This window comes from Cedecea selenatireducens (assembly GCF_042138895.1).
Classification (GTDB): Bacteria; Pseudomonadota; Gammaproteobacteria; order Enterobacterales; family Enterobacteriaceae; genus Cedecea; species Cedecea selenatireducens.
In genome coordinates, this window is the sequence record NZ_JBHIKW010000006.1 from 40124 (window position 1) to 59148 (window position 19025).

The 19025-nt window shown below is 53.6% G+C and carries 14 protein-coding genes; 10 read left to right on the forward strand and 4 right to left on the reverse strand.

Annotated elements, in window-relative coordinates; all coding sequences use genetic code 11:
• Window positions 1-329: 329 nt before the first annotated feature.
• The 5 genes from dmsA (at window position 330) to ACE38U_RS11585 (ending at window position 6680) form a co-directional block, all read left to right on the forward strand.
• The gene (gene dmsA / locus ACE38U_RS11565; RefSeq protein WP_375529787.1) at window positions 330-2771 is read left to right on the forward strand and encodes a dimethylsulfoxide reductase subunit A; all 2442 of its coding nucleotides are present in this window, start codon (window positions 330-332) and stop codon (window positions 2769-2771) included.
• Window positions 2772-2781: 10 nt separating this feature from the next.
• Entirely contained in the window at window positions 2782-3399 is a 618-nt protein-coding gene (locus tag ACE38U_RS11570; protein WP_038474060.1) for a DMSO/selenate family reductase complex B subunit, read from the forward strand.
• A 1-nt stretch (window position 3400) separates the two neighbouring features.
• A complete protein-coding gene (locus tag ACE38U_RS11575; RefSeq protein WP_375529788.1) occupies window positions 3401-4261 on the forward strand; it encodes a dimethyl sulfoxide reductase anchor subunit family protein in 861 nt (286 codons plus the stop codon).
• A gap of 296 nt (window positions 4262-4557) precedes the next feature.
• Window positions 4558-5706, forward strand: coding sequence for an MFS transporter (locus ACE38U_RS11580; RefSeq protein ID WP_375529789.1), 1149 nt, complete (start codon window positions 4558-4560; stop codon window positions 5704-5706).
• Window positions 5707-5798: 92 nt separating this feature from the next.
• Window positions 5799-6680, forward strand: coding sequence for a LysR family transcriptional regulator (locus tag ACE38U_RS11585; protein WP_176982752.1), 882 nt, complete (start codon window positions 5799-5801; stop codon window positions 6678-6680).
• A 36-nt stretch (window positions 6681-6716) separates the two neighbouring features.
• Here the strand turns inward: ACE38U_RS11585 and pflA are convergent, their stop codons facing one another.
• The 4 genes from pflA to ycaO all read right to left on the reverse strand — a co-directional run bounded on the left by pflA (window position 6717) and on the right by ycaO (window position 13007).
• The gene (gene pflA, locus ACE38U_RS11590; protein ID WP_038474049.1) at window positions 6717-7457 is read right to left on the reverse strand and encodes a pyruvate formate lyase 1-activating protein; all 741 of its coding nucleotides are present in this window, start codon (window positions 7455-7457) and stop codon (window positions 6717-6719) included.
• A 193-nt stretch (window positions 7458-7650) separates the two neighbouring features.
• Window positions 7651-9933: a formate C-acetyltransferase gene (pflB, locus tag ACE38U_RS11595; protein ID WP_038474046.1), complete on the reverse strand. Its 2283-nt coding sequence runs from the start codon at window positions 9931-9933 to the stop codon at window positions 7651-7653.
• A gap of 51 nt (window positions 9934-9984) precedes the next feature.
• A complete protein-coding gene (focA, locus tag ACE38U_RS11600; protein WP_038474043.1) occupies window positions 9985-10842 on the reverse strand; it encodes a formate transporter FocA in 858 nt (285 codons plus the stop codon).
• 401 nt (window positions 10843-11243) lie between these two features.
• Window positions 11244-13007, reverse strand: coding sequence for a 30S ribosomal protein S12 methylthiotransferase accessory factor YcaO (ycaO, locus tag ACE38U_RS11605; RefSeq protein ID WP_375529790.1), 1764 nt, complete (start codon window positions 13005-13007; stop codon window positions 11244-11246).
• 307 nt (window positions 13008-13314) lie between these two features.
• On the opposite strand from ycaO, the gene serC reads away from it, so the two are divergent.
• The 5 genes from serC to ihfB all read left to right on the forward strand — a co-directional run bounded on the left by serC (window position 13315) and on the right by ihfB (window position 18834).
• Window positions 13315-14400, forward strand: a complete 1086-nt coding sequence (gene serC / locus ACE38U_RS11610; RefSeq protein WP_038474040.1) for a 3-phosphoserine/phosphohydroxythreonine transaminase — start codon at window positions 13315-13317, stop codon at window positions 14398-14400.
• 77 nt (window positions 14401-14477) lie between these two features.
• Window positions 14478-15761, forward strand: coding sequence for a 3-phosphoshikimate 1-carboxyvinyltransferase (aroA, locus tag ACE38U_RS11615; protein WP_176981376.1), 1284 nt, complete (start codon window positions 14478-14480; stop codon window positions 15759-15761).
• A gap of 192 nt (window positions 15762-15953) precedes the next feature.
• Window positions 15954-16637 carry a (d)CMP kinase gene (gene cmk / locus ACE38U_RS11620; RefSeq protein ID WP_038474038.1) on the forward strand — a complete coding sequence of 228 codons (684 nt, stop codon included), beginning with the start codon at window positions 15954-15956 and terminating at the stop codon, window positions 16635-16637.
• 123 nt (window positions 16638-16760) lie between these two features.
• Window positions 16761-18434, forward strand: coding sequence for a 30S ribosomal protein S1 (gene rpsA / locus ACE38U_RS11625; protein ID WP_038474035.1), 1674 nt, complete (start codon window positions 16761-16763; stop codon window positions 18432-18434).
• Window positions 18435-18549: 115 nt separating this feature from the next.
• Window positions 18550-18834 (forward strand): integration host factor subunit beta, encoded by a 285-nt coding sequence (gene ihfB, locus ACE38U_RS11630; protein WP_008461182.1) that lies wholly within the window; start codon window positions 18550-18552, stop codon window positions 18832-18834.
• The last annotated feature ends 191 nt before the right edge of the window (window positions 18835-19025 follow it).

Below are 19025 nucleotides of genomic sequence, written 5' to 3' on the forward strand. Positions count from 1 at the left end.
AACCAGAAAAGCGCCTTAGGGCGCTTTTTTTATGCCGAAAGCCAGGCCCTTTCCGCCAACACCGCCTTTCTTGATACCAGACAATAACCCCTACTCCCAAAGAAGTATTATTGCTCCCCGGAAAGCGGGTGATGATAGTTCAATTAAAACTTTCAGCTAATCATCATTTGACGACCGTGCTTCACAAGGCGTGACGCGGCCAGGTCAATCCTCCAACAAATATTAACCGGACACCCCTTTCAACTTTAACTGCGCAGCGGCATGTGGGCTCTCAACCCGCGTTGCCGCTGTCAGCTTATTTTAACTGTGAGCAAAACAAGTAGGTCACTATGACTGATAAAACCCCTAACGCGATCCTCGCGGCAGAGGTCAGCCGTCGTAAGCTGGTCCAAACCACGGCAATCGGTGGTTTAGCTGCTGCAACTAGCGCCTTCTCGCTTCCCTTTTCCAGATTCGCCTTTGCCGAGCCCGCCGTAAACCCCGGTGGCGATGAGAAAGTGGTCTGGAGCGCCTGTACGGTGAACTGCGGCAGCCGCTGCCCGCTGCGTATGCATGTGGTGGACGGCGAAATTAAATACGTTGAAACCGATAACACCGGTGATGATGACTACGAAGGTTTACATCAGGTTCGTGCCTGCCTGCGTGGCCGTTCAATGCGCCGGCGTGTCTACAATGCCGACCGCCTCAAATATCCGATGAAGCGCGTAGGTGCTCGCGGCGAAGGTAAGTTTGAACGCATCAGCTGGGATGAGGCATTCGACACCATTGCCAATAGCATGAAAGGCATCATCAAAGAGTATGGCAACGAAGCTATCTACCTGAACTACGGCACGGGCACTCTGGGCGGGACCATGACGCGCTCCTGGCCACCGGGCTCCACGCTGATTGCGCGCCTGATGAACTGCTGCGGCGGTTATCTCAACCACTATGGTGACTATTCCACGGCGCAGATCGCCGCGGGCCTGAACTACACCTACGGGGGCTGGGCGGACGGCAACAGTCCGTCTGATATCGAAAACAGCAAGCTGGTGGTGTTGTTTGGTAACAACCCCGGCGAAACTCGTATGAGCGGCGGCGGGGTAACCTATTATCTCGAGCAGGCTCGCCAGAAATCCAACGCACGAATGATTATTATCGACCCGCGCTATACCGATACCGGCGCGGGGCGCGAAGATGAGTGGATCCCTATTCGCCCAGGTACCGATGCGGCGCTGATCTCCGCGCTGGCGTGGGTGATGATAAATGAAGACCTCGTCGACCAGGCTTTCCTGGATAAATACTGCGTAGGCTACGATGACAAAACGCTGCCAGCGGGTGCACCGCACAATGGGCACTATAAGGCTTACATACTCGGTCAGGGCGTTGATGGCGTAGCTAAAACACCTGAATGGGCCTCGCAGATAACCGGAATACCGGTCGATCGCATTATCAAACTCGCCCGTGAAATCGGCAGCGCGAAACCGGCCTTTATCAGCCAGGGCTGGGGGCCGCAGCGTCACTCCAACGGCGAGCTGGTTTCCCGCGCAATCGCCATGCTTTCTATCCTGACCGGTAACGTCGGTATTCACGGCGGTAACAGCGGGGCGCGCGAAGGTTCCTATAGTTTGCCGTTCGTTCGTATGCCAACGCTGGAAAACCCTGTTCAGACCAGCATCTCAATGTTTATGTGGACTGACGCTATCGATCGCGGGGCCGAAATGACGGCCACACGTGACGGCGTACGCGGCAAAGATAAGTTAGATGTGCCTATCAAAATGGTCTGGAACTATGCCGGCAACTGCCTGATTAACCAGCATTCCCAGATCAACCGCACCCACGACATTCTGCAAGATGACAAGAAGTGCGAGATGATTGTGGTTATCGACAACCACATGACTTCCTCTGCGAAATACGCCGATATTCTGCTCCCGGACTGCACGGCTTCCGAGCAGATGGATTTCTGCCTTGATGCCTCCTGCGGCAACATGTCTTACGTTATCTTCGCTGAGCAGGCCATCAAGCCTCGGTTTGAATGCAAAACCATCTATGAGATGACCACCGAACTTGCGAAGCGCATGGGCGTGGAGCCTGCGTTTACCGAAGGGCGAACTCAGGAAGGCTGGATGCGTCACCTTTACGCTCAGTCCCAGAAAGCGATCCCTGAGTTGCCGAGTTTTGACGAGTTCCGCCAGCAGGGAATGTTCAAAAAGCGTGACCCGGAAGGGCATCACGTGGCCTACAAAGCCTTCCGTGAAAATCCACAGGCGAATCCGTTAACCACGCCGTCCGGCAAGATTGAAATCTACTCCGCGCAGCTGGCTGAGATTGCCGCCACATGGGAACTACCGGAAGGCGACGTTATCGATCCGCTGCCGGTCTATAGCGCCGGCTTCGAGAACGTGGGCGATCCGCTGGCGGAGAAATGGCCGCTGCAGTTGACCGGCTTCCACTATAAGGCCCGTACTCACTCAACCTACGGCAACGTTGACGTGTTGAAGGCCGCCTGTCGTCAGGAGATGTGGATCAACCCGCTCGATGCAAAACAGCGCGGCATCGCCAATGGTGATGAAGTCCGTATTTTCAACGACCGTGGGGAAGTACGCATTAACGCCAAAGTTACGCCGCGCATCATTCCTGGCGTTGTCGCCTTAGGGGAAGGAGCCTGGTATAGCCCGGATGCCAACAAGGTAGACCGGGCGGGAAGCATCAACGTGCTGACCACTCAGCGCCCGTCGCCGCTGGCAAAAGGTAATCCATCCCACAGTAACCTGGTCCAGGTTGAAAAGGCGTAAGGAGCAGTAAATGACAACCCAATATGGCTTTTATATCGACTCCAGCCGCTGCACCGGCTGCAAAACCTGTGAACTGGCGTGCAAGGATTTTAAGAACCTGACTCCGGACGTGAGCTATCGTCGCATTTATGAATATGCGGGCGGCAACTGGCAGGAGGATAACGGCGTATTCCACCAGGATGTCTTCGCCTACTACCTTTCTATTTCCTGTAACCACTGTGAAGATCCGGCCTGTACTAAGGTCTGCCCGAGCGGTGCGATGCATAAGCGCGAAGATGGCTTTGTGGTGGTGAACGAAGACGTGTGTATCGGCTGCCGCTACTGCCATATGGCGTGTCCGTACGGCGCGCCTCAGTACAACGAAGAGAAAGGCCACATGACCAAGTGCGACGGCTGCTACGAGCGTGTTGCCGAGGGGAAAAAGCCGATCTGCGTAGAGTCCTGCCCGCTGCGTGCGCTGGATTTAGCACCTATCGACGAGTTACGCAAAAAGTACGGTACTCAGGCCGCTATTGCCCCGCTGCCAGCATCGCACTTCACAAAACCTAACATCGTGATTAAACCTAACGCCAACAGCCGCCCAAGTGGGGATACCAGCGGTTATCTGGCCAACCCGAAGGAGGTGTGAGATGGGAAACGGATGGCATGAATGGCCGCTGATGGTCTTTACGGTACTGGGCCAGTGCGTTGCGGGCGGGTTTATCGTTATGGCGCTGGCATTGCTTTACGGCGTGAACGACAGGGCGACCCGCAGGCGCGCCGAGCTGATGATGGTTGTGCTTTGGATCCTGATGGGCGTCGGTTTCATCGCCTCTATACTGCACCTGGGTTCACCTTTGCGCGCCTTCAACTCCCTGAATCGCCTCGGCAGCTCGGCGTTGAGTAATGAAATTGCCAGCGGCTCGGTATTCTTTGCCGTGGGCGGTTTCTGGTGGCTGTTGACCGTACTCGGCAAAATGCCCCAGGCGCTCAGCAAAGCCTGGGCCGTGGTGACTATGATTCTGGGCGTGGTATTTGTCTGGATGATGAGCCGGGTGTATTTAATCGATACGGTACCGACCTGGTTTAGCGTCTGGACGCCGATGAACTTCTTCCTGACGATGTTTATCGGCGGCCCGCTGCTTGGCTACCTGCTGCTGCGTGCGGCAGGCGTTAGCGGCTGGGGGATGCGTATTCTGCCGGTCATCACGCTGCTGGCGCTGGTAGTCAGCATGATTGTTGTGCTGATGCAGGGCATGGAGCTGGCAACGCTGCACAGCTCCATTCAGCAGGCTTCTGCGCTGGTGCCGGAGTACGGCTCGCTGATGGCGTGGCGGATGGTTCTGCTGGTCCTCGCGCTGGTCTGCTGGATTGCGCCGCAGCTGAAAGGATATCGTCCGGGCGTTGGCCTGTTGACGCTGGCAATGGTGTTTGTGCTTGCGGGTGAACTCATTGGTCGGGGCGTCTTCTACGGGCTGCATATGACGGTTGGTATGGCGATCGCGAGTTAACATTTCATTGAGTTATAAGCGCGTCTACGGGCGCGCTTTTTCATGCTTTCAGATAAGAAAATCTCACCTGAATATCCATGAAATTTTTCATTGCTCATTTTGGCCTGCTTTTCGCTATATCGCATCAAAAACAGGGAGATACAATTTACGTGACCCCGGTCACTTATTCGCAGGATAAGTTTTTCAAATCGTTCCCGCCAAAACCCCTCTCACCCCCCATTATTGCTGGATTGACAATCAATTTGCCGGTGGCATGATGCGCACAAATTTGTTCACTTCCTCACGGCTCGACACCCATGACCATCTATACCCGCCCCGTATTGCTGCTGCTTTGCGGGCTACTGCTGCTGACTCTGGCGATGGCGGTTTTAAACACGCTCGTCCCGCTTTGGCTGGCTCACGATAACCTTCCTACCTGGCAGGTCGGGATGGTGGGCTCTGCGTACTTCACCGGTAACCTGGTGGGCACGTTGATTACCGGGTGGGTGATTAAGCGTTACGGGTTTAACCGCAGCTACTATCTGGCCTCCGTTATCTTTGCGGTGGGCTGTATTGGTCTCGGGCTGATGGTGGGCTTCTGGAGCTGGATGGCCTGGCGGTTTGTTGCCGGCGTCGGCTGCGCCATGATTTGGGTAGTGGTTGAAAGCGCGCTGATGTGCAGCGGCACCTCACGCAACCGCGGCCGCCTGTTGGCCGCTTATATGACCGTCTATTACATCGGGATGGTCGTCGGTCAGCTGATGGTCAGCAAACTCTCCACCGAGCTGATGAACGTGCTGCCGTGGGCTACCGCGCTGGTGCTGGCTGCTATCCTGCCGCTGCTGTTTACTCATATCGTGAGCGACGGCGATGAACATCGTGATAACTCGCCGGTCTGGCCGATGCTGCGCCTGCGTCAGGCTCGTCTGGGCGTGAACGGCTGCATCATGTCCGGCATTGTCCTCGGCTCGCTGTACGGCCTGATGCCGCTTTACCTTAACCATCAGGGCGTAAGCGATGCAGGCATCGGCTTCTGGATGGCGCTGATGATAAGCGCGGGCATCGTTGGCCAGTGGCCGATGGGGCGTCTGGCGGATAAATACGGTCGCCTGCTGGTGCTGCGCGTTCAGGTCTTTGTGGTGATCCTCGGCTGCCTGGCGATGCTCAGCAATGCCGCAATGGGGCCGGCGCTGTTCGTCCTGGGCGCGTTTGGCTTCACGCTTTACCCGGTTGCGATGGCCTGGGCCTGCGAAAGAATTGAACGCCATCAGCTGGTGGCGATGAACCAGGCTCTGCTGCTGAGCTACACCATCGGCAGCCTGATTGGGCCAACTATCACCGCGCTGCTGATGCAGAATTACTCGGACAACGTGCTGTTTATCATGATGGCCGCGGTGTCGTTTGTGTACCTGATGATGCTGCTGCGCAAAGCCGGTCAGCATCCTACGCCGGTGGCTCACGCCTGATCCTGATTTTTTATTGTTTCCCTGACGCGTATTCCTGACTCGGAATACGCGTTTTTGTATGGGAAAATGCCCCGTTAATATAAGGGGGAACGATGAATACGGTTAACTTTACGCTGGCCCAAATTGAAGCCTTTGCCTGCGTTTGCGAATGCGGCACCCTCACCAAAGCGGCTAAAAAGCTCAATAAAGACCGGACCACGGTCAGCCAGCTGCTGGATTATCTCGAAATTGACCTCGGCTATACGCTGTTCGATCGTTCTACCCGTCCTTTGACCTTAACCGAACCCGGCAAGCTATTGTACCGACAGGCCCGGTTATTTCTTCATGAGGCTCAGGCTTTCTCAGAGGCCGCGCGGCAGATGCCGGGCCAGATAGAGACCCGCCTGACGCTATGCTATGACCCTTTCACGCCAAGAGATTTCTTACTGCGGCTGGTGGAGAAGCTTGCGGCCGAACAGATAACGCTCGATCTGCTGATGAGTGAACGCCCGGAGGCCGAAAGCTGGCTGGATCAGGGCAGGGCGCATATCGGCATTTACCAGGCGCTAAATCGCTCGGTGAACGACAGGCTCCAGTGGCGAGCGGTGGGCAGCCTGGCATTGGCGGCATGGGCGAAAACAGGCTTCTTTAAAACCAAACCGGTCTCACTCCTACGTCTTGCCGCCAGCACGCAGCTGATGCCTTATCGCGAGCTTCCTGATTCACTGGCACAGCGCATTCAAATTGCCGATCGGGTAATACGCGTCAACGAACTTTCTCTGCTGGAAAAGCGACTGTGTGCCGGAGAAGGCTGGGCGTTTTTACCGCGGCACTTTAGGGTAGAAAACTGGCCGGGCATTGAGCGACTGGATACGGAAGTTGGAGATAGAGGGTTGCTGCACCCGGTGGTGGCGCTTTGGAAACCCGGGCATATTGCGCAATCTCAGCTTGAGAAGGTCATGGCGGCGATAGATGCCGCCTGGCAGGAAGCGTAATGACCGTGCCCCCTTCAACGGGAGCACGTAGTGGGGCTAGTACATTACTTTATGACCGTACTGCTCCAGAATGCCTTTGACCCGATCCATGGTTTCTTTCTTCGGCGGATGGACGCCGTCCAGCTTGTACTCTTCGCCCATGGCAACCCATTTATGTTTGCCAAGCTCGTGGTACGGCAGCAGCTCGATTTTCTCAACGTTGCCCATATCGCGGGTAAATTCCCCAAGGCGATGCGCGGAGTCGTCGTCATCAGACCAGCCCGGCACGACCACGTAGCGGATCCACACTTTAATGTCTTTTTTCGACAGATACCGGGCAAACTCGAGCGTGCGGTGATTTGAAACGCCCACCAGGTTTTGGTGGATTTCGTCGTTCATTTGTTTGAGATCGAGCATCACCAGGTCGGTAACCTCCAGCAGCTCATCAATCACCGGATCGTAGCGACGAACAAAGCCGTTGGTGTCCAGGCAGGTATGAATACCTTCTTTATGGCAGGCGCGGAACCAGTCACGCACGAACTCGGCCTGCAGGATAGCCTCACCGCCGGACGCGGTGACGCCGCCGCCGGAAGCGTTCATAAAGTGGCGATAGGTGACAACTTCTTTCATCAGCTCTTCTACCGTCACTTCTTTGCCGCCGTGGGTATCCCAGGTGTCGCGGTTGTGGCAGTAAAGGCAGCGCATCAGGCAGCCCTGGAAGAAGGTGATAAAGCGGATACCGGGACCGTCTACGGTACCACAGGATTCAAAAGAGTGAATTCGTCCGATTGCTGACATTGCGGTGATCTCTCCAGGTGTGGCCCATCCAGGGCCTGTGTCGTGCACAGCTCAAGCCGGCTGTGTTAAGTCTGTTTTGGCAGATACCCAAGTATAGATAGCTGGCAAAGCAGGCTGGGGGCAGAGAGGTGAGTAAAAAGGCCCCACAAGAGTGGAGCCTTTATATATTACGCTTCTTCAGTCTAACAAGGAATTAGATGGACTGAGTGAAGGTACGGGTAATAACGTCCTGCTGCTGTTCTTTGGTCAGCGAGTTGAAGCGGACTGCGTAACCGGATACACGAATGGTCAGCTGAGGATATTTCTCAGGGTTTTCCATCGCGTCCAGCAGCATTTCACGGTTCATGACGTTCACGTTCAGGTGCTGACCACCTTCGATGTTCGCTTCGTGGTGGAAGTAACCGTCCATCAGGCCTGCAAGGTTGGTTTTACGCACGTCATCGTCTTTACCCAGCGCGTTTGGCACGATGGAGAAGGTATAGGAGATACCATCTTTCGCGTAGGCAAACGGCAGTTTAGCCACGGAGGTCAGAGAGGCAACAGCACCTTTCTGGTCACGGCCGTGCATTGGGTTAGCGCCTGGACCGAACGGAGTACCTGCGCGACGACCGTCTGGGGTGTTACCGGTTTTCTTACCATAAACCACGTTAGAGGTGATGGTCAGAACAGACTGGGTCGCGATAGCGCCACGGTAGGTGGTCAGTTTCTGAATTTTCTTCATGAAACGTTCTACCAGGTCAACGGCGATGTCATCTACGCGAGGATCGTTGTTACCGAACTGTGGATATTCACCTTCGATTTCGAAGTCGATAGCCAGACCGTCTTCGTCACGAATTGGTTTAACTTTCGCGTATTTGATTGCAGACAGGGAGTCAGCTGCAACGGACAGACCCGCGATACCACAAGCCATGGTGCGAACAACGTCACGGTCGTGCAGAGCCATCAGGGACGCTTCGTAGCTGTATTTATCATGCATGTAGTGAATGATGTTCAGCGCGGTAACGTACTGTTTAGCCAGCCAGTCCATGAAGTGATCCAGACGATCCAACACATTGTCGTAGTCCAGAACGTCTGCGGTGATTGGCGCTTCTTTAGGACCAACCTGCATTTTCAGTTTTTCATCAACGCCGCCGTTGATTGCATACAGCATGGTTTTCGCCAGGTTTGCACGAGCACCGAAGAACTGCATTTGCTTACCAACGATCATTGGGCTTACGCAGCAAGCGATAGCGTAGTCATCGTTGTTGAAGTCAGGGCGCATCAGATCGTCATTCTCGTACTGCAGAGAAGAGGTATCGATGGAAACTTTAGCCGCGTATTTTTTGAAGTTCAGTGGCAGTTTTTCAGACCACAGAATGGTGATGTTTGGCTCCGGAGACGGCCCCATGGTGTACAGGGTGTTCAGGAAGCGGAAGCTGTTTTTGGTCACCAGAGTACGGCCATCAACGCCCATACCGCCGATAGATTCTGTTGCCCAGATTGGGTCACCGGAGAACAGCTCATCGTATTCTGGGGTACGCAGGAAGCGAACCATACGCAGTTTCATGACCAGGTGGTCAATCATTTCCTGAGCGTCTTGCTCGTTGATTTTGCCTGCTTTGATGTCGCGTTCGATATAGGCATCCAGGAAGGTGGATACGCGACCGAAGGACATTGCAGCGCCGTTCTGAGATTTAACCGCAGCCAGGTAGCCGAAGTAAGTCCACTGAATTGCTTCCTGTGCGTTGGTAGCAGGACCGGAGATATCGCAGCCATATTTAGCGGCCATCTCTTTGATCTGACCCAGCGCACGGTGCTGTTCGGAGATTTCTTCACGCAGACGAATAGTCGCTTCCAGGTCTTCACCGTTTTCCAGTTTGGTCTGCAGTGAGTTGAACTGAGCGAACTTGTCTTTCATCAGGTAGTCGATACCGTACAGCGCAACGCGACGGTAGTCACCGATGATACGGCCACGGCCATACGCATCTGGCAGACCGGTAATAACACCGGACTTACGGCAGTTCAGGATGTCTTTGGTGTAAACGTCAAACACGCCCTGGTTGTGAGTTTTGCGGTATTCGGTGAAGATCTTTTTCAGCATTGGGTCGAGTTCACGACCGTATACTTTGCAAGAACCTTCGACCATTTTGATGCCGCCGAACGGAATGATGGCACGTTTCAGAGGAGCATCGGTCTGCAGACCCACGATGGTTTCGAGGGACTTGTTGATGTAGCCCGCATCATGAGAAGTGATGGTGGAAGCGAGGTCGGTATCGAAGTCAACTGGCGCGTGAGTGCGGTTTTCCAGTTTGACGCCTTCCATCACTTTGTCCCACAGAGTGGTAGTTGCGTCGGTAGCACCTGCCAGGAAGGACTCATCACCCTCATACGGGGTGTAGTTTTTCTGAATAAAGTCACGCACGTTGACTTCATTCTGCCATTCGCCTTTAGCAAAACCTTCCCAGGCTGTGGCTAACTTTTCATTAAGCTCGGACATGTAACACCTACCTTCTAATGTGGAGTTCTTAAACCTACGTGTTGGCTAAACTTAGTGTTTATCGCCACCGCGCAGATAAATTACCCAGTATGTCAACCCAACCAGTAAACCTCCTCCGATAATGTTTCCGATGGTGACTGGAATCAGGTTATCGGTAATGAAGTTCAGCACGGTCAGATGCGAGAAACTTTCCGGAGAGGACCCTACGGCGGTCCAGAATTCCGGGCTGGCAAAGTCACGAACCACGATAGCCATCGGGATCATGAACATGTTTGCGATGCTGTGCTCAAAGCCGCAGGCAACAAACATGGCAACCGGAAGGATCATAGCAAACATTTTGTCCATCAGGCTGCGGCCGGAGTAGCTCATCCAGACGGCGAGACACACCATCAGGTTCGCCAGAATGCCGAGGCAGACGGCCTCAACAAACGTGTGATGCATTTTATGGTCAGCGGTCTGCAGGACGTTAAGGCCCCAGGCGCCGTTGGCTGTCATATACATGCCGGACAGCCAGATAAGAAGCACAAAGAGCAGGGCACCGACCAGGTTACCAATGTAAACGTTAGCCCAGTTACGCAGCAGCTGGCACCAGGTGATGCGGCCGCTGGCTTTGGCTACGACGATCAGCACGGTGGAGGTAAAGAGGTCTGCACCGCAGATAACGCAAAGAATTAAACCCAGTGAGAAGCATGTGCCGCCAATCAGTTTGGCAATCCCGAAGGGAATAGTGGATGTGCCCGTTGTGGCGGTGATGTAGAACACGAAGGCAATCGAAATGAAGACGCCTGCGGTAATCGCTAAGTAAAAGGTCGTTAGCGGCTGTTTTGTTGCTTTATAGACGCCAGCATCTTCGGCAATTTTTGCCATCGCTGGTGGGAGTACTAGATCAAAAGGGTTGTCAGCTTTCACACTAACTCTCTCTTATTTAATTCGGCGAGGAGATACTAACAAAGCATTATAGAGTAAAAATTGATGTGGATCATATCTCGCCAAGCTAATAGGCACTGAAAAAGCAGGTCTTTATCTGTTTTTCAGCATAACTAATTGATTATAAATGAAAAAATAAATTTTAATATTTATAGATAAAATTGAATCCAGCCCGTTCCTCGCACAAAAATGGTTAATTACAATGGGGTATTTTTATATTTCGATAACATTATTTCCGTTGTCGATAAATAATCATTTACCCTAAATTAACCAAAAGATTACATAGTAAAATATTATTGTTGCAATAATAAAATGGGGCGCAAAAAGCGCCCCACAATATAGCTCAGACCCGGTGCAGTGCGCACCTGTAAGTTGTCAGTAAATTACTTTACCTGCCAATATTTGGCTTTGGCACGCTGTAATTTTTCGTAAGCCTGCAACAACGCCTGATGCGCCGGGAAGGCTTTCAGGTCTTTGTCGACCGGCTGCAGGCCGTAGAACGCTGCTTCACCGCTCAGCGCTGCGCTCGCGGCATCGACGGCTTCTGCACCGTACATGCGTACAAATGCGTTCAGGTATTGCAGAGGCTGGCGTTCTTCTTCCTGCGACAGCAGCAGCAGGGTCTGCAGGCAGCGGTAGTAGTTAGCGCGCTCCGGGCTAAAGATGGAGGCGTTAAACTCCATGGTCCACTCGGTCCAGATCAGCGCCTGCTCAAGGTCACCGCCGGCGAGCGCCAGCATGGCTTTCAGCTCGCCAATACGCAGCGTGTACCAGCCGTTATCTTTCCCGGTTGCCAGACCAAGTAATTCGCGCACGCGGGTGAAGTCATCGTGGCCTTCATCGTCCAGTTGAGAAATCAGATCCAGGTAGTCCTGCTGTTCCCATTCGCTGTCCGGCAGGGCAAGGATAGTTTCACGCAGGTGGCTGCCCATGCTGTTGTTGGCCAGCAGCAGGTCTTCTGCCGGATAAATATCTGACATGCCCGGGACGATAATACGGCAAGCGTAGACATCCAGGTGTTCGTAATCGGCGATATACACTTCTTTATCTTCAGACTTGAAGATAGCCATCAGCGTGGCGAATTCTTCTTCTGTTGTGCCGGCGAAGCTCCAGTCAGCAAACGGATAGTCCGCATCCTGCTTGAACATGTCCCAGGAGATCAGGCCGCTGGAATCAATGAAGTGAGTTTCCAGGTTAGCGTGTTCGGCCACCTCTTCATCATCGAAGGTTGGAGGCGTAAAGACATCCAGATCTTTCAGGCCACGGCCCTGCAGCAGCTCGGTAACGGTACGCTCCAGCGCCACGCCAAAATCAGGGTGTGCGCCAAATGAAGCAAAACAGGTTCCGTTTGCCGGGTTAAACAGCACCACGCAGATAACCGGGTATTTGCCGCCCAGAGAGCCGTCGTAAGCGAAGATAGGGAAACCTTCGTCTTCAAGCGTCTTAATGGATTCCACGACGCCAGGATAGCGTGCCAGCACCTCTTGCGGGATTTCCGGCAGGCTGATGCTTTCGGCGATGATGCGGTTCTTAATATGACGCTCAAAGACCTCAGAGAGACCCTGGACGCGAGCTTCATTCGCCGTGTTACCCGCGGACATGCCGTTGGAAACATACAGATTGCCAATGATGTTCATTGGGATATAAACGGTTTGCAGGTCTGACTGGCGGGTAAACGGCAGGGCACAGATACCGCGCTCTTCGTTGCCGGACTGCAGATCGATAAGCATCCCCGCACCAACTTCATTCTCCGGATCGTAGAAAGCACGCAGGCGATCGTCGAGGATACCTGCAGGGAGTTGATCGTCTTCCGGCAGTGGGAACCACTTCTCATTCGGGTAATGAACGAATGGGCCGTTAGCGATGGTGTCGCCCAGCCAGAAGTCCGCGAAGAAATAGTTAGTCGACAGACGTTCAAAATATTCACCCAGCGCGGATGCCAGCGCGGCTTTTTTGGTCGCGCCTTTGCCGTTGGTGAAGCACAGAGCGCTGTCTTTGTCGCGAATATGCACTGACCAAACGTTCGGTACCGGGTTAAGCCAGGAGGCTTCTTCGATATTGAAACCGAGGTCGGTCAGCTTTTTCTGGAAGCGGGCGATGGAGTCTTCCAGGGCGGCATCTTTGCCGGGGATAAATGTCTGGGTCATGGGGTTCACTTTAATGGTACGCGAAACGCGCAATGATACGGGTTTTACCGGTAGGACGCTATCTTCCGCCCGGCGCAGGCGACGCTAGCATAGCAGGCTCTGTGGCATTGCTGTAACCCGGTGAGGATGTGGTTTTTGGGTCTTACCGCCGGAAATCGGGCAATTTTTTCACCTGCCGGGAGATTGTGTTGTGTGATTTTGCGCACATTACTTCCCCGCACGGGATTAACCGTTGCAACACTGCGCCGCTGAATGATAAAACCGATAATGTAATAAAAACTTATTGCTCGAGGCGTGGTGAGGGGAAATGACACAGGTATACAATTTTAGTTCTGGTCCGGCAATGCTACCGGCTGAAGTACTTCGTCGTGCACAACAGGAGCTGTGCGACTGGCACGGTCTGGGCACTTCCGTAATGGAAATTAGCCACCGTGGCAAAGAGTTTATTCAGGTCGCGGAAGAGGCGGAAAAAGATTTTCGCGATCTGCTGCAAATCCCCTCCAACTATAAAGTTTTATTCTGCCACGGCGGCGGCCGCGGTCAGTTTGCTGGCGTACCGTTGAATATCCTCGGGGACAAAACCAGCGCGGATTACATCGACGGCGGCTACTGGGCGAACAGCGCGATAAAAGAAGCGAAAAAATACTGTCAGCCTGTTGCTCACGACGTGAAAATCACCGTGGACGGCAAGCGCGCCATCAAGCCGATGAGCGAGTGGCAGGTTTCTGACAACAGCGCGTTTCTGCACTATTGCCCGAATGAGACCATCGACGGCATCTCCATCGACGAAACGCCTGATTTTGGCGATACCGTAGTTGCCGCTGACTTCTCTTCCACCATTCTTTCTCGTCCTATCGACGTTAGCCGCTTCGGCGTGATTTATGCCGGTGCGCAGAAAAACATTGGTCCGGCTGGCCTGACGCTGGTTGTGGTGCGTGAAGACCTGCTGGGTAAAGCGCATAAAGCATGCCCGTCAATCATCGATTACACCGTGCTGAACGACAACGATTCCATGTTCAACACGCCGCCAACCTTCGCATGGTATCTCGCGGGGCTGGTCTTCAAATGGCTGAAAGAGCAGGGTGGCGTGGCCGCAATGGATCGTATTAATCAGGCCAAAGCCGAGCTGCTGTATGGCGTGATTGATAACAGCGATTTCTATCGTAACGACGTGGCCGCTTCTAACCGTTCCCGGATGAACGTGCCGTTCCAGCTGGCAGATAGCGCGCTGGATAAAGTGTTCCTTGAAGAGTCCTTTGCGGCAGGCCTGCATTCGCTGAAAGGCCACCGTGTCGTAGGCGGCATGCGTGCCTCTATCTATAACGCCATGCCGCTTGATGGCGTAAAAGCGTTGACGGATTTCATGGTTGAGTTCGAACGCCGCCACGGTTAATGATTGCACTAGTATTTCGCCCCGCGGCTCGCCTGCGGGGTTTTTATTCTGTTTGAGTTGAGAGTATTTTTCCCATGCTGGAATCCCTGACGTTACAACCCATCGCGCTGGTCGACGGCACCATTAATCTGCCTGGTTCAAAAAGCGTTTCTAACCGTGCTCTGCTGTTGGCCGCGCTGGCCAAAGGGACGACGGTGCTGACCAATCTGCTGGATAGCGATGATGTCCGCCATATGCTTAACGCGCTGAAGGCGCTGGGCGTTAGCTATACGCTTTCGGCGGATCGCACCCGTTGTGAAGTCACCGGCGTGGCTGGGCCTTTGCAGGCAGAAGGCGAGCTTGAGCTCTTTTTAGGCAATGCGGGTACGGCAATGCGTCCTCTGGCCGCAGCGCTGTGCCTCGGCAGCAATAACATTGTGCTGACCGGCGAGCCGCGCATGAAAGAGCGTCCGATTGGTCACCTTGTTGATGCGCTGCGTCAGGGCGGGGCGGAGATTGATTATCTCGAGCAAGAGAATTACCCGCCGCTGCGCCTGCGTGGGGGCTTCAACGGCGGCAAGGTTGAGGTCGACGGCAGCGTGTCCAGCCAGTTCCTGACCGCGCTGCTGATGACGGCTCCTCTGGCGCCAAACGACACCGAAATCACTATTAAAGGCGAGCTGGTATCTAAACCTTATATTGATATCACGCTGCACCTGATGAAAACCTTTGGCGTCGAGGTGGAAAACCGCGACTACCGCAGCTTTGTCATCCGTGGTGCGCAGGAATATCAGTCGCCGGGAGCTTACCTGGTTGAAGGAGATGCCTCATCTGCCTCTTACTTCCTGGCTGCAGGTGCGGTTAAAGGCGGCGTGGTGAAGGTGACCGGCATTGGCCGTAACAGCGTTCAGGGCGATATCCGTTTTGCCGACGTACTGGAAAAGATGGGTGCGAAAGTGACCTGGGGCGATGACTTCATTAGCTGCGAGCGCGGCGAGCTGAACGCCATCGATATGGACATGAACCATATCCCGGATGCGGCAATGACTATTGCGACAGCGGCGCTGTTTGCTAAGGGCACGACCACGTTACGTAATATCTATAACTGGCGAGTAAAAGAGACCGATCGTCTTAGCGCGATGGCTACTGAACTACGAAAAGTGGGCGCAGAAGTCGAAGAGGGTGAGGATTATATTACCGTTACGCCTCCGGCTAAGCTGACGTTTGCTGAGATAGGTACCTATAACGATCACCGTATGGCGATGTGTTTCTCGCTGGTGGCTCTGTCCGATACGCCGGTGACTATCCTTGATCCTGGCTGTACGGCAAAAACTTTCCCTGACTACTTCGAGCAGCTGGCGCGTATCAGTACTCCGGCATAATCCCCTAAGAAACCGCATCACCTGATGCGGTTTTTCCGATCTCTACGATTCCTTACAACGCACGTTGCGCAATTCTTCTACACTCAGCCTGATTCCCGAGGATATTTGCCCGGAAAGATAACAGTCCTGGCGGTTGCGGCGTATAATGCGCGGCGTTTACAACCCGCGAATCCAGCGATAGAGGAGAAAACGATGACGGCATCCGCCCCGGTAATAACGATTGATGGCCCAAGTGGCGCCGGTAAAGGCACGCTTTGTAAGGCGATGGCCGAAGCGTTGCAGTGGCATCTGCTGGACTCTGGTGCGATTTATCGTGTCCTGGCGCTGGCCGCGCTGCATCACCATGTTGATGTCGCTTCCGAAGATGCGCTGGTTCCTCTTGCTGCACATCTGGACGTTCGTTTTGTCTCCACCGACGGCAATCTGGAAGTGATCCTTGAAGGGGAAGATGTGAGCGGTGAAATCCGCACTCAGGAAGTGGCAAACGCCGCCTCTCAGGTCGCCGCGTTCCCGCGTGTCCGCGAAGCTCTGCTGCGCCGCCAGCGCGCTTTCCGCGAAGCGCCGGGCCTGATTGCCGATGGCCGTGATATGGGCACCGTGGTGTTCCCGGATGCACCAGTGAAAATTTTCCTTGATGCTTCCTCCGAAGAGCGTGCCCACAGGCGCATGCTACAGTTGCAGGAGAAGGGCTTTAGTGTTAACTTTGACCGCCTTTTGGCCGAGATAAAGGAACGCGACGATCGCGACCGCAATCGCTCTGTAGCGCCGCTGGTACCCGCTGCCGATGCTTTAGTACTGGATTCCACCAGTATGAGTATTGAGCAAGTGATTGAAAAAGCGCTACAATACGCCCGCCAAAAGCTGGCTGTTGCCTGATAAAGGCAGACAAGCCTCAGAATTAGTAGTACCCCCGCTGCAACGGAGTGTGAGCGGGTATGTAAAACAACCCCATCCGGCATGAGGCCAGATGGACGTTAATCTAACTTTTGAAGATTAAACATGACTGAATCTTTTGCTCAACTATTTGAAGAATCCCTTAAAACAATCGAAACCCGTCCGGGTTCCATCGTTCGTGGTGTTGTTGTTGCTATCGACAAAGACGTCGTTCTGGTTGATGCGGGCCTGAAATCTGAATCTGCAATCCCTGCAGAGCAGTTCAAAAACGCAGCCGGCGAACTGGAAATTCAGGTTGGCGACGAAGTTGACGTTGCACTGGACGCAGTAGAAGACGGCTTCGGTGAAACCCTGCTGTCCCGTGAGAAAGCTAAACGTCACGAAGCTTGGATCACGCTGGAAAAAGCTTACGAAGAAGCTGAAACTGTGGTCGGTGTTATTAACGGCAAAGTTAAAGGTGGCTTCACTGTTGAGCTGAACGGTATTCGTGCGTTCCTGCCAGGTTCCCTGGTTGACGTGCGTCCAGTTCGCGACACGCTGCACCTGGAAGGCAAAGAGCTTGAGTTCAAAGTTATCAAGCTTGACCAGAAGCGCAACAACGTTGTTGTTTCCCGTCGTGCGGTAATCGAGTCTGAGAACAGCGCAGAGCGCGATCAGCTGCTTGAAAACCTGCAAGAAGGCATGGAAGTTAAAGGTATCGTTAAGAACCTCACTGACTACGGCGCATTCGTTGACCTGGGTGGCGTTGATGGCCTGCTGCACATCACCGATATGGCATGGAAACGCGTTAAGCATCCAAGCGAAATCGTGAATGTTGGCGACGAAATCACCGTTAAAGTGCTGAAGTTCGACCGCGAGCGTACTCGTGTTTCCCTCGGCCTGAAACAGCTGGGCGAAGATCCATGGGTCGCTATCGCTAAGCGTTATCCAGAAGGTACCAAACTGACTGGTCGCGTGACCAACCTGACCGACTACGGCTGCTTCGTTGAAATCGAAGAAGGCGTTGAAGGCCTGGTTCACGTTTCCGAAATGGATTGGACCAACAAAAACATCCACCCATCCAAAGTTGTTAACGTTGGTGATGTAGTGGAAGTTATGGTTCTGGATATCGACGAAGAACGTCGTCGCATCTCCCTGGGTCTGAAGCAGTGCAAAAACAACCCATGGCAGCAGTTCGCTGAGACCCACAACAAAGGCGATCGCGTTGAAGGTAAAATCAAGTCTATCACTGACTTCGGTATCTTCATCGGCCTGGACGGCGGCATCGACGGCCTGGTTCACCTGTCTGACATCTCCTGGAACGTTGCAGGCGAAGAAGCAGTTCGTGAATACAAAAAAGGCGACGAAATTGCAGCCGTTGTTCTGCAGGTTGACGCAGAGCGTGAGCGTATCTCCCTGGGCGTTAAACAGCTCGCAGAAGATCCGTTCAACAACTACGTTGCGCTGAACAAGAAAGGCACTATCGTTACTGGTAAAGTAACGGCAGTTGACGCGAAAGGTGCTACAGTTGAATTAGCAGACGGCGTAGAAGGCTACCTGCGTGCTTCTGAAGCTTCCCGTGACCGCGTTGAAGATGCAACTCTGGTTCTGAACGTTGGCGACGATGTTGAAGCTAAATTCACCGGCGTTGATCGTAAAAACCGTGTAGTGAGCCTGTCTGTTCGTGCTAAAGACGAAGCTGACGAGAAAGATGCAATCGCGACTGTTAACAACAAACAGGAAGAAAGCAACTTCTCTAACGCAATGGCTGAAGCATTCAAAGCAGCTAAAGGCGAGTAATCGTCCGAGCGTTGTATCCCGGCTTCTGCCAGGGTATAAAATCAGGGCGGCTTCGGCCGCCCTTGTTCGATTGAGAGCTGTAAGCTAATTTTCCTGAATGGAAACCGGAGGAATCATGACCAAGTCAGAATTGATCGAAAGACTTGCAACCCAGCAATCTCACATCCCTGCAAAAGCGGTAGAAGATGCGGTGAAAGAAATGCTGGAGCATATGGCCTCTACGCTCGCCGAGGGTGAACGTATTGAAATCCGGGGTTTCGGCAGTTTCTCCTTACACTATCGCGCTCCTCGCACCGGACGTAACCCAAAAACCGGCGACAAAGTGGATCTGGAAGGTAAATACGTTCCGCACTTTAAGCCAGGTAAAGAGTTGCGTGACCGCGCCAATATTTATGGCTAATTCTTTAGATTTAGCAGAAATGGCACCTCATATGAGGTGCCATTTTTTTTGCCTGTACCGCTATTTTGCGAGCCGTTATCCACAACGGCAGCGCAACGTTGTTTACCTGGCGTAAGTTGCCCAATCCATCTCGTATTCTCCTGATAACTTTCTGACTCTACAACAAGACTGGCGCACACTGCCTGTAACAA

Excerpts from the sequence above, each read along its gene's own strand:
- dmsA (WP_375529787.1), top strand. The coding sequence starts at position 330 with ATGACTGATAAAACCCCTAACGCGATCCTCGCGGCAGAGGTCAGCCGT.
- ACE38U_RS11570 (WP_038474060.1), top strand. The coding sequence starts at position 2,782 with ATGACAACCCAATATGGCTTTTATATCGACTCCAGCCGCTGCACCGGC.
- ACE38U_RS11575 (WP_375529788.1), top strand. The coding sequence starts at position 3,401 with ATGGGAAACGGATGGCATGAATGGCCGCTGATGGTCTTTACGGTACTG.
- ACE38U_RS11580 (WP_375529789.1), top strand. The coding sequence starts at position 4,558 with ATGACCATCTATACCCGCCCCGTATTGCTGCTGCTTTGCGGGCTACTG.
- ACE38U_RS11585 (WP_176982752.1), top strand. The coding sequence starts at position 5,799 with ATGAATACGGTTAACTTTACGCTGGCCCAAATTGAAGCCTTTGCCTGC.
- pflA (WP_038474049.1), bottom strand. The coding sequence starts at position 7,457 with ATGTCAGCAATCGGACGAATTCACTCTTTTGAATCCTGTGGTACCGTA.
- pflB (WP_038474046.1), bottom strand. The coding sequence starts at position 9,933 with ATGTCCGAGCTTAATGAAAAGTTAGCCACAGCCTGGGAAGGTTTTGCT.
- ycaO (WP_375529790.1), bottom strand. The coding sequence starts at position 13,007 with ATGACCCAGACATTTATCCCCGGCAAAGATGCCGCCCTGGAAGACTCC.
- serC (WP_038474040.1), top strand. The coding sequence starts at position 13,315 with ATGACACAGGTATACAATTTTAGTTCTGGTCCGGCAATGCTACCGGCT.
- cmk (WP_038474038.1), top strand. The coding sequence starts at position 15,954 with ATGACGGCATCCGCCCCGGTAATAACGATTGATGGCCCAAGTGGCGCC.
- rpsA (WP_038474035.1), top strand. The coding sequence starts at position 16,761 with ATGACTGAATCTTTTGCTCAACTATTTGAAGAATCCCTTAAAACAATC.
- ihfB (WP_008461182.1), top strand. The coding sequence starts at position 18,550 with ATGACCAAGTCAGAATTGATCGAAAGACTTGCAACCCAGCAATCTCAC.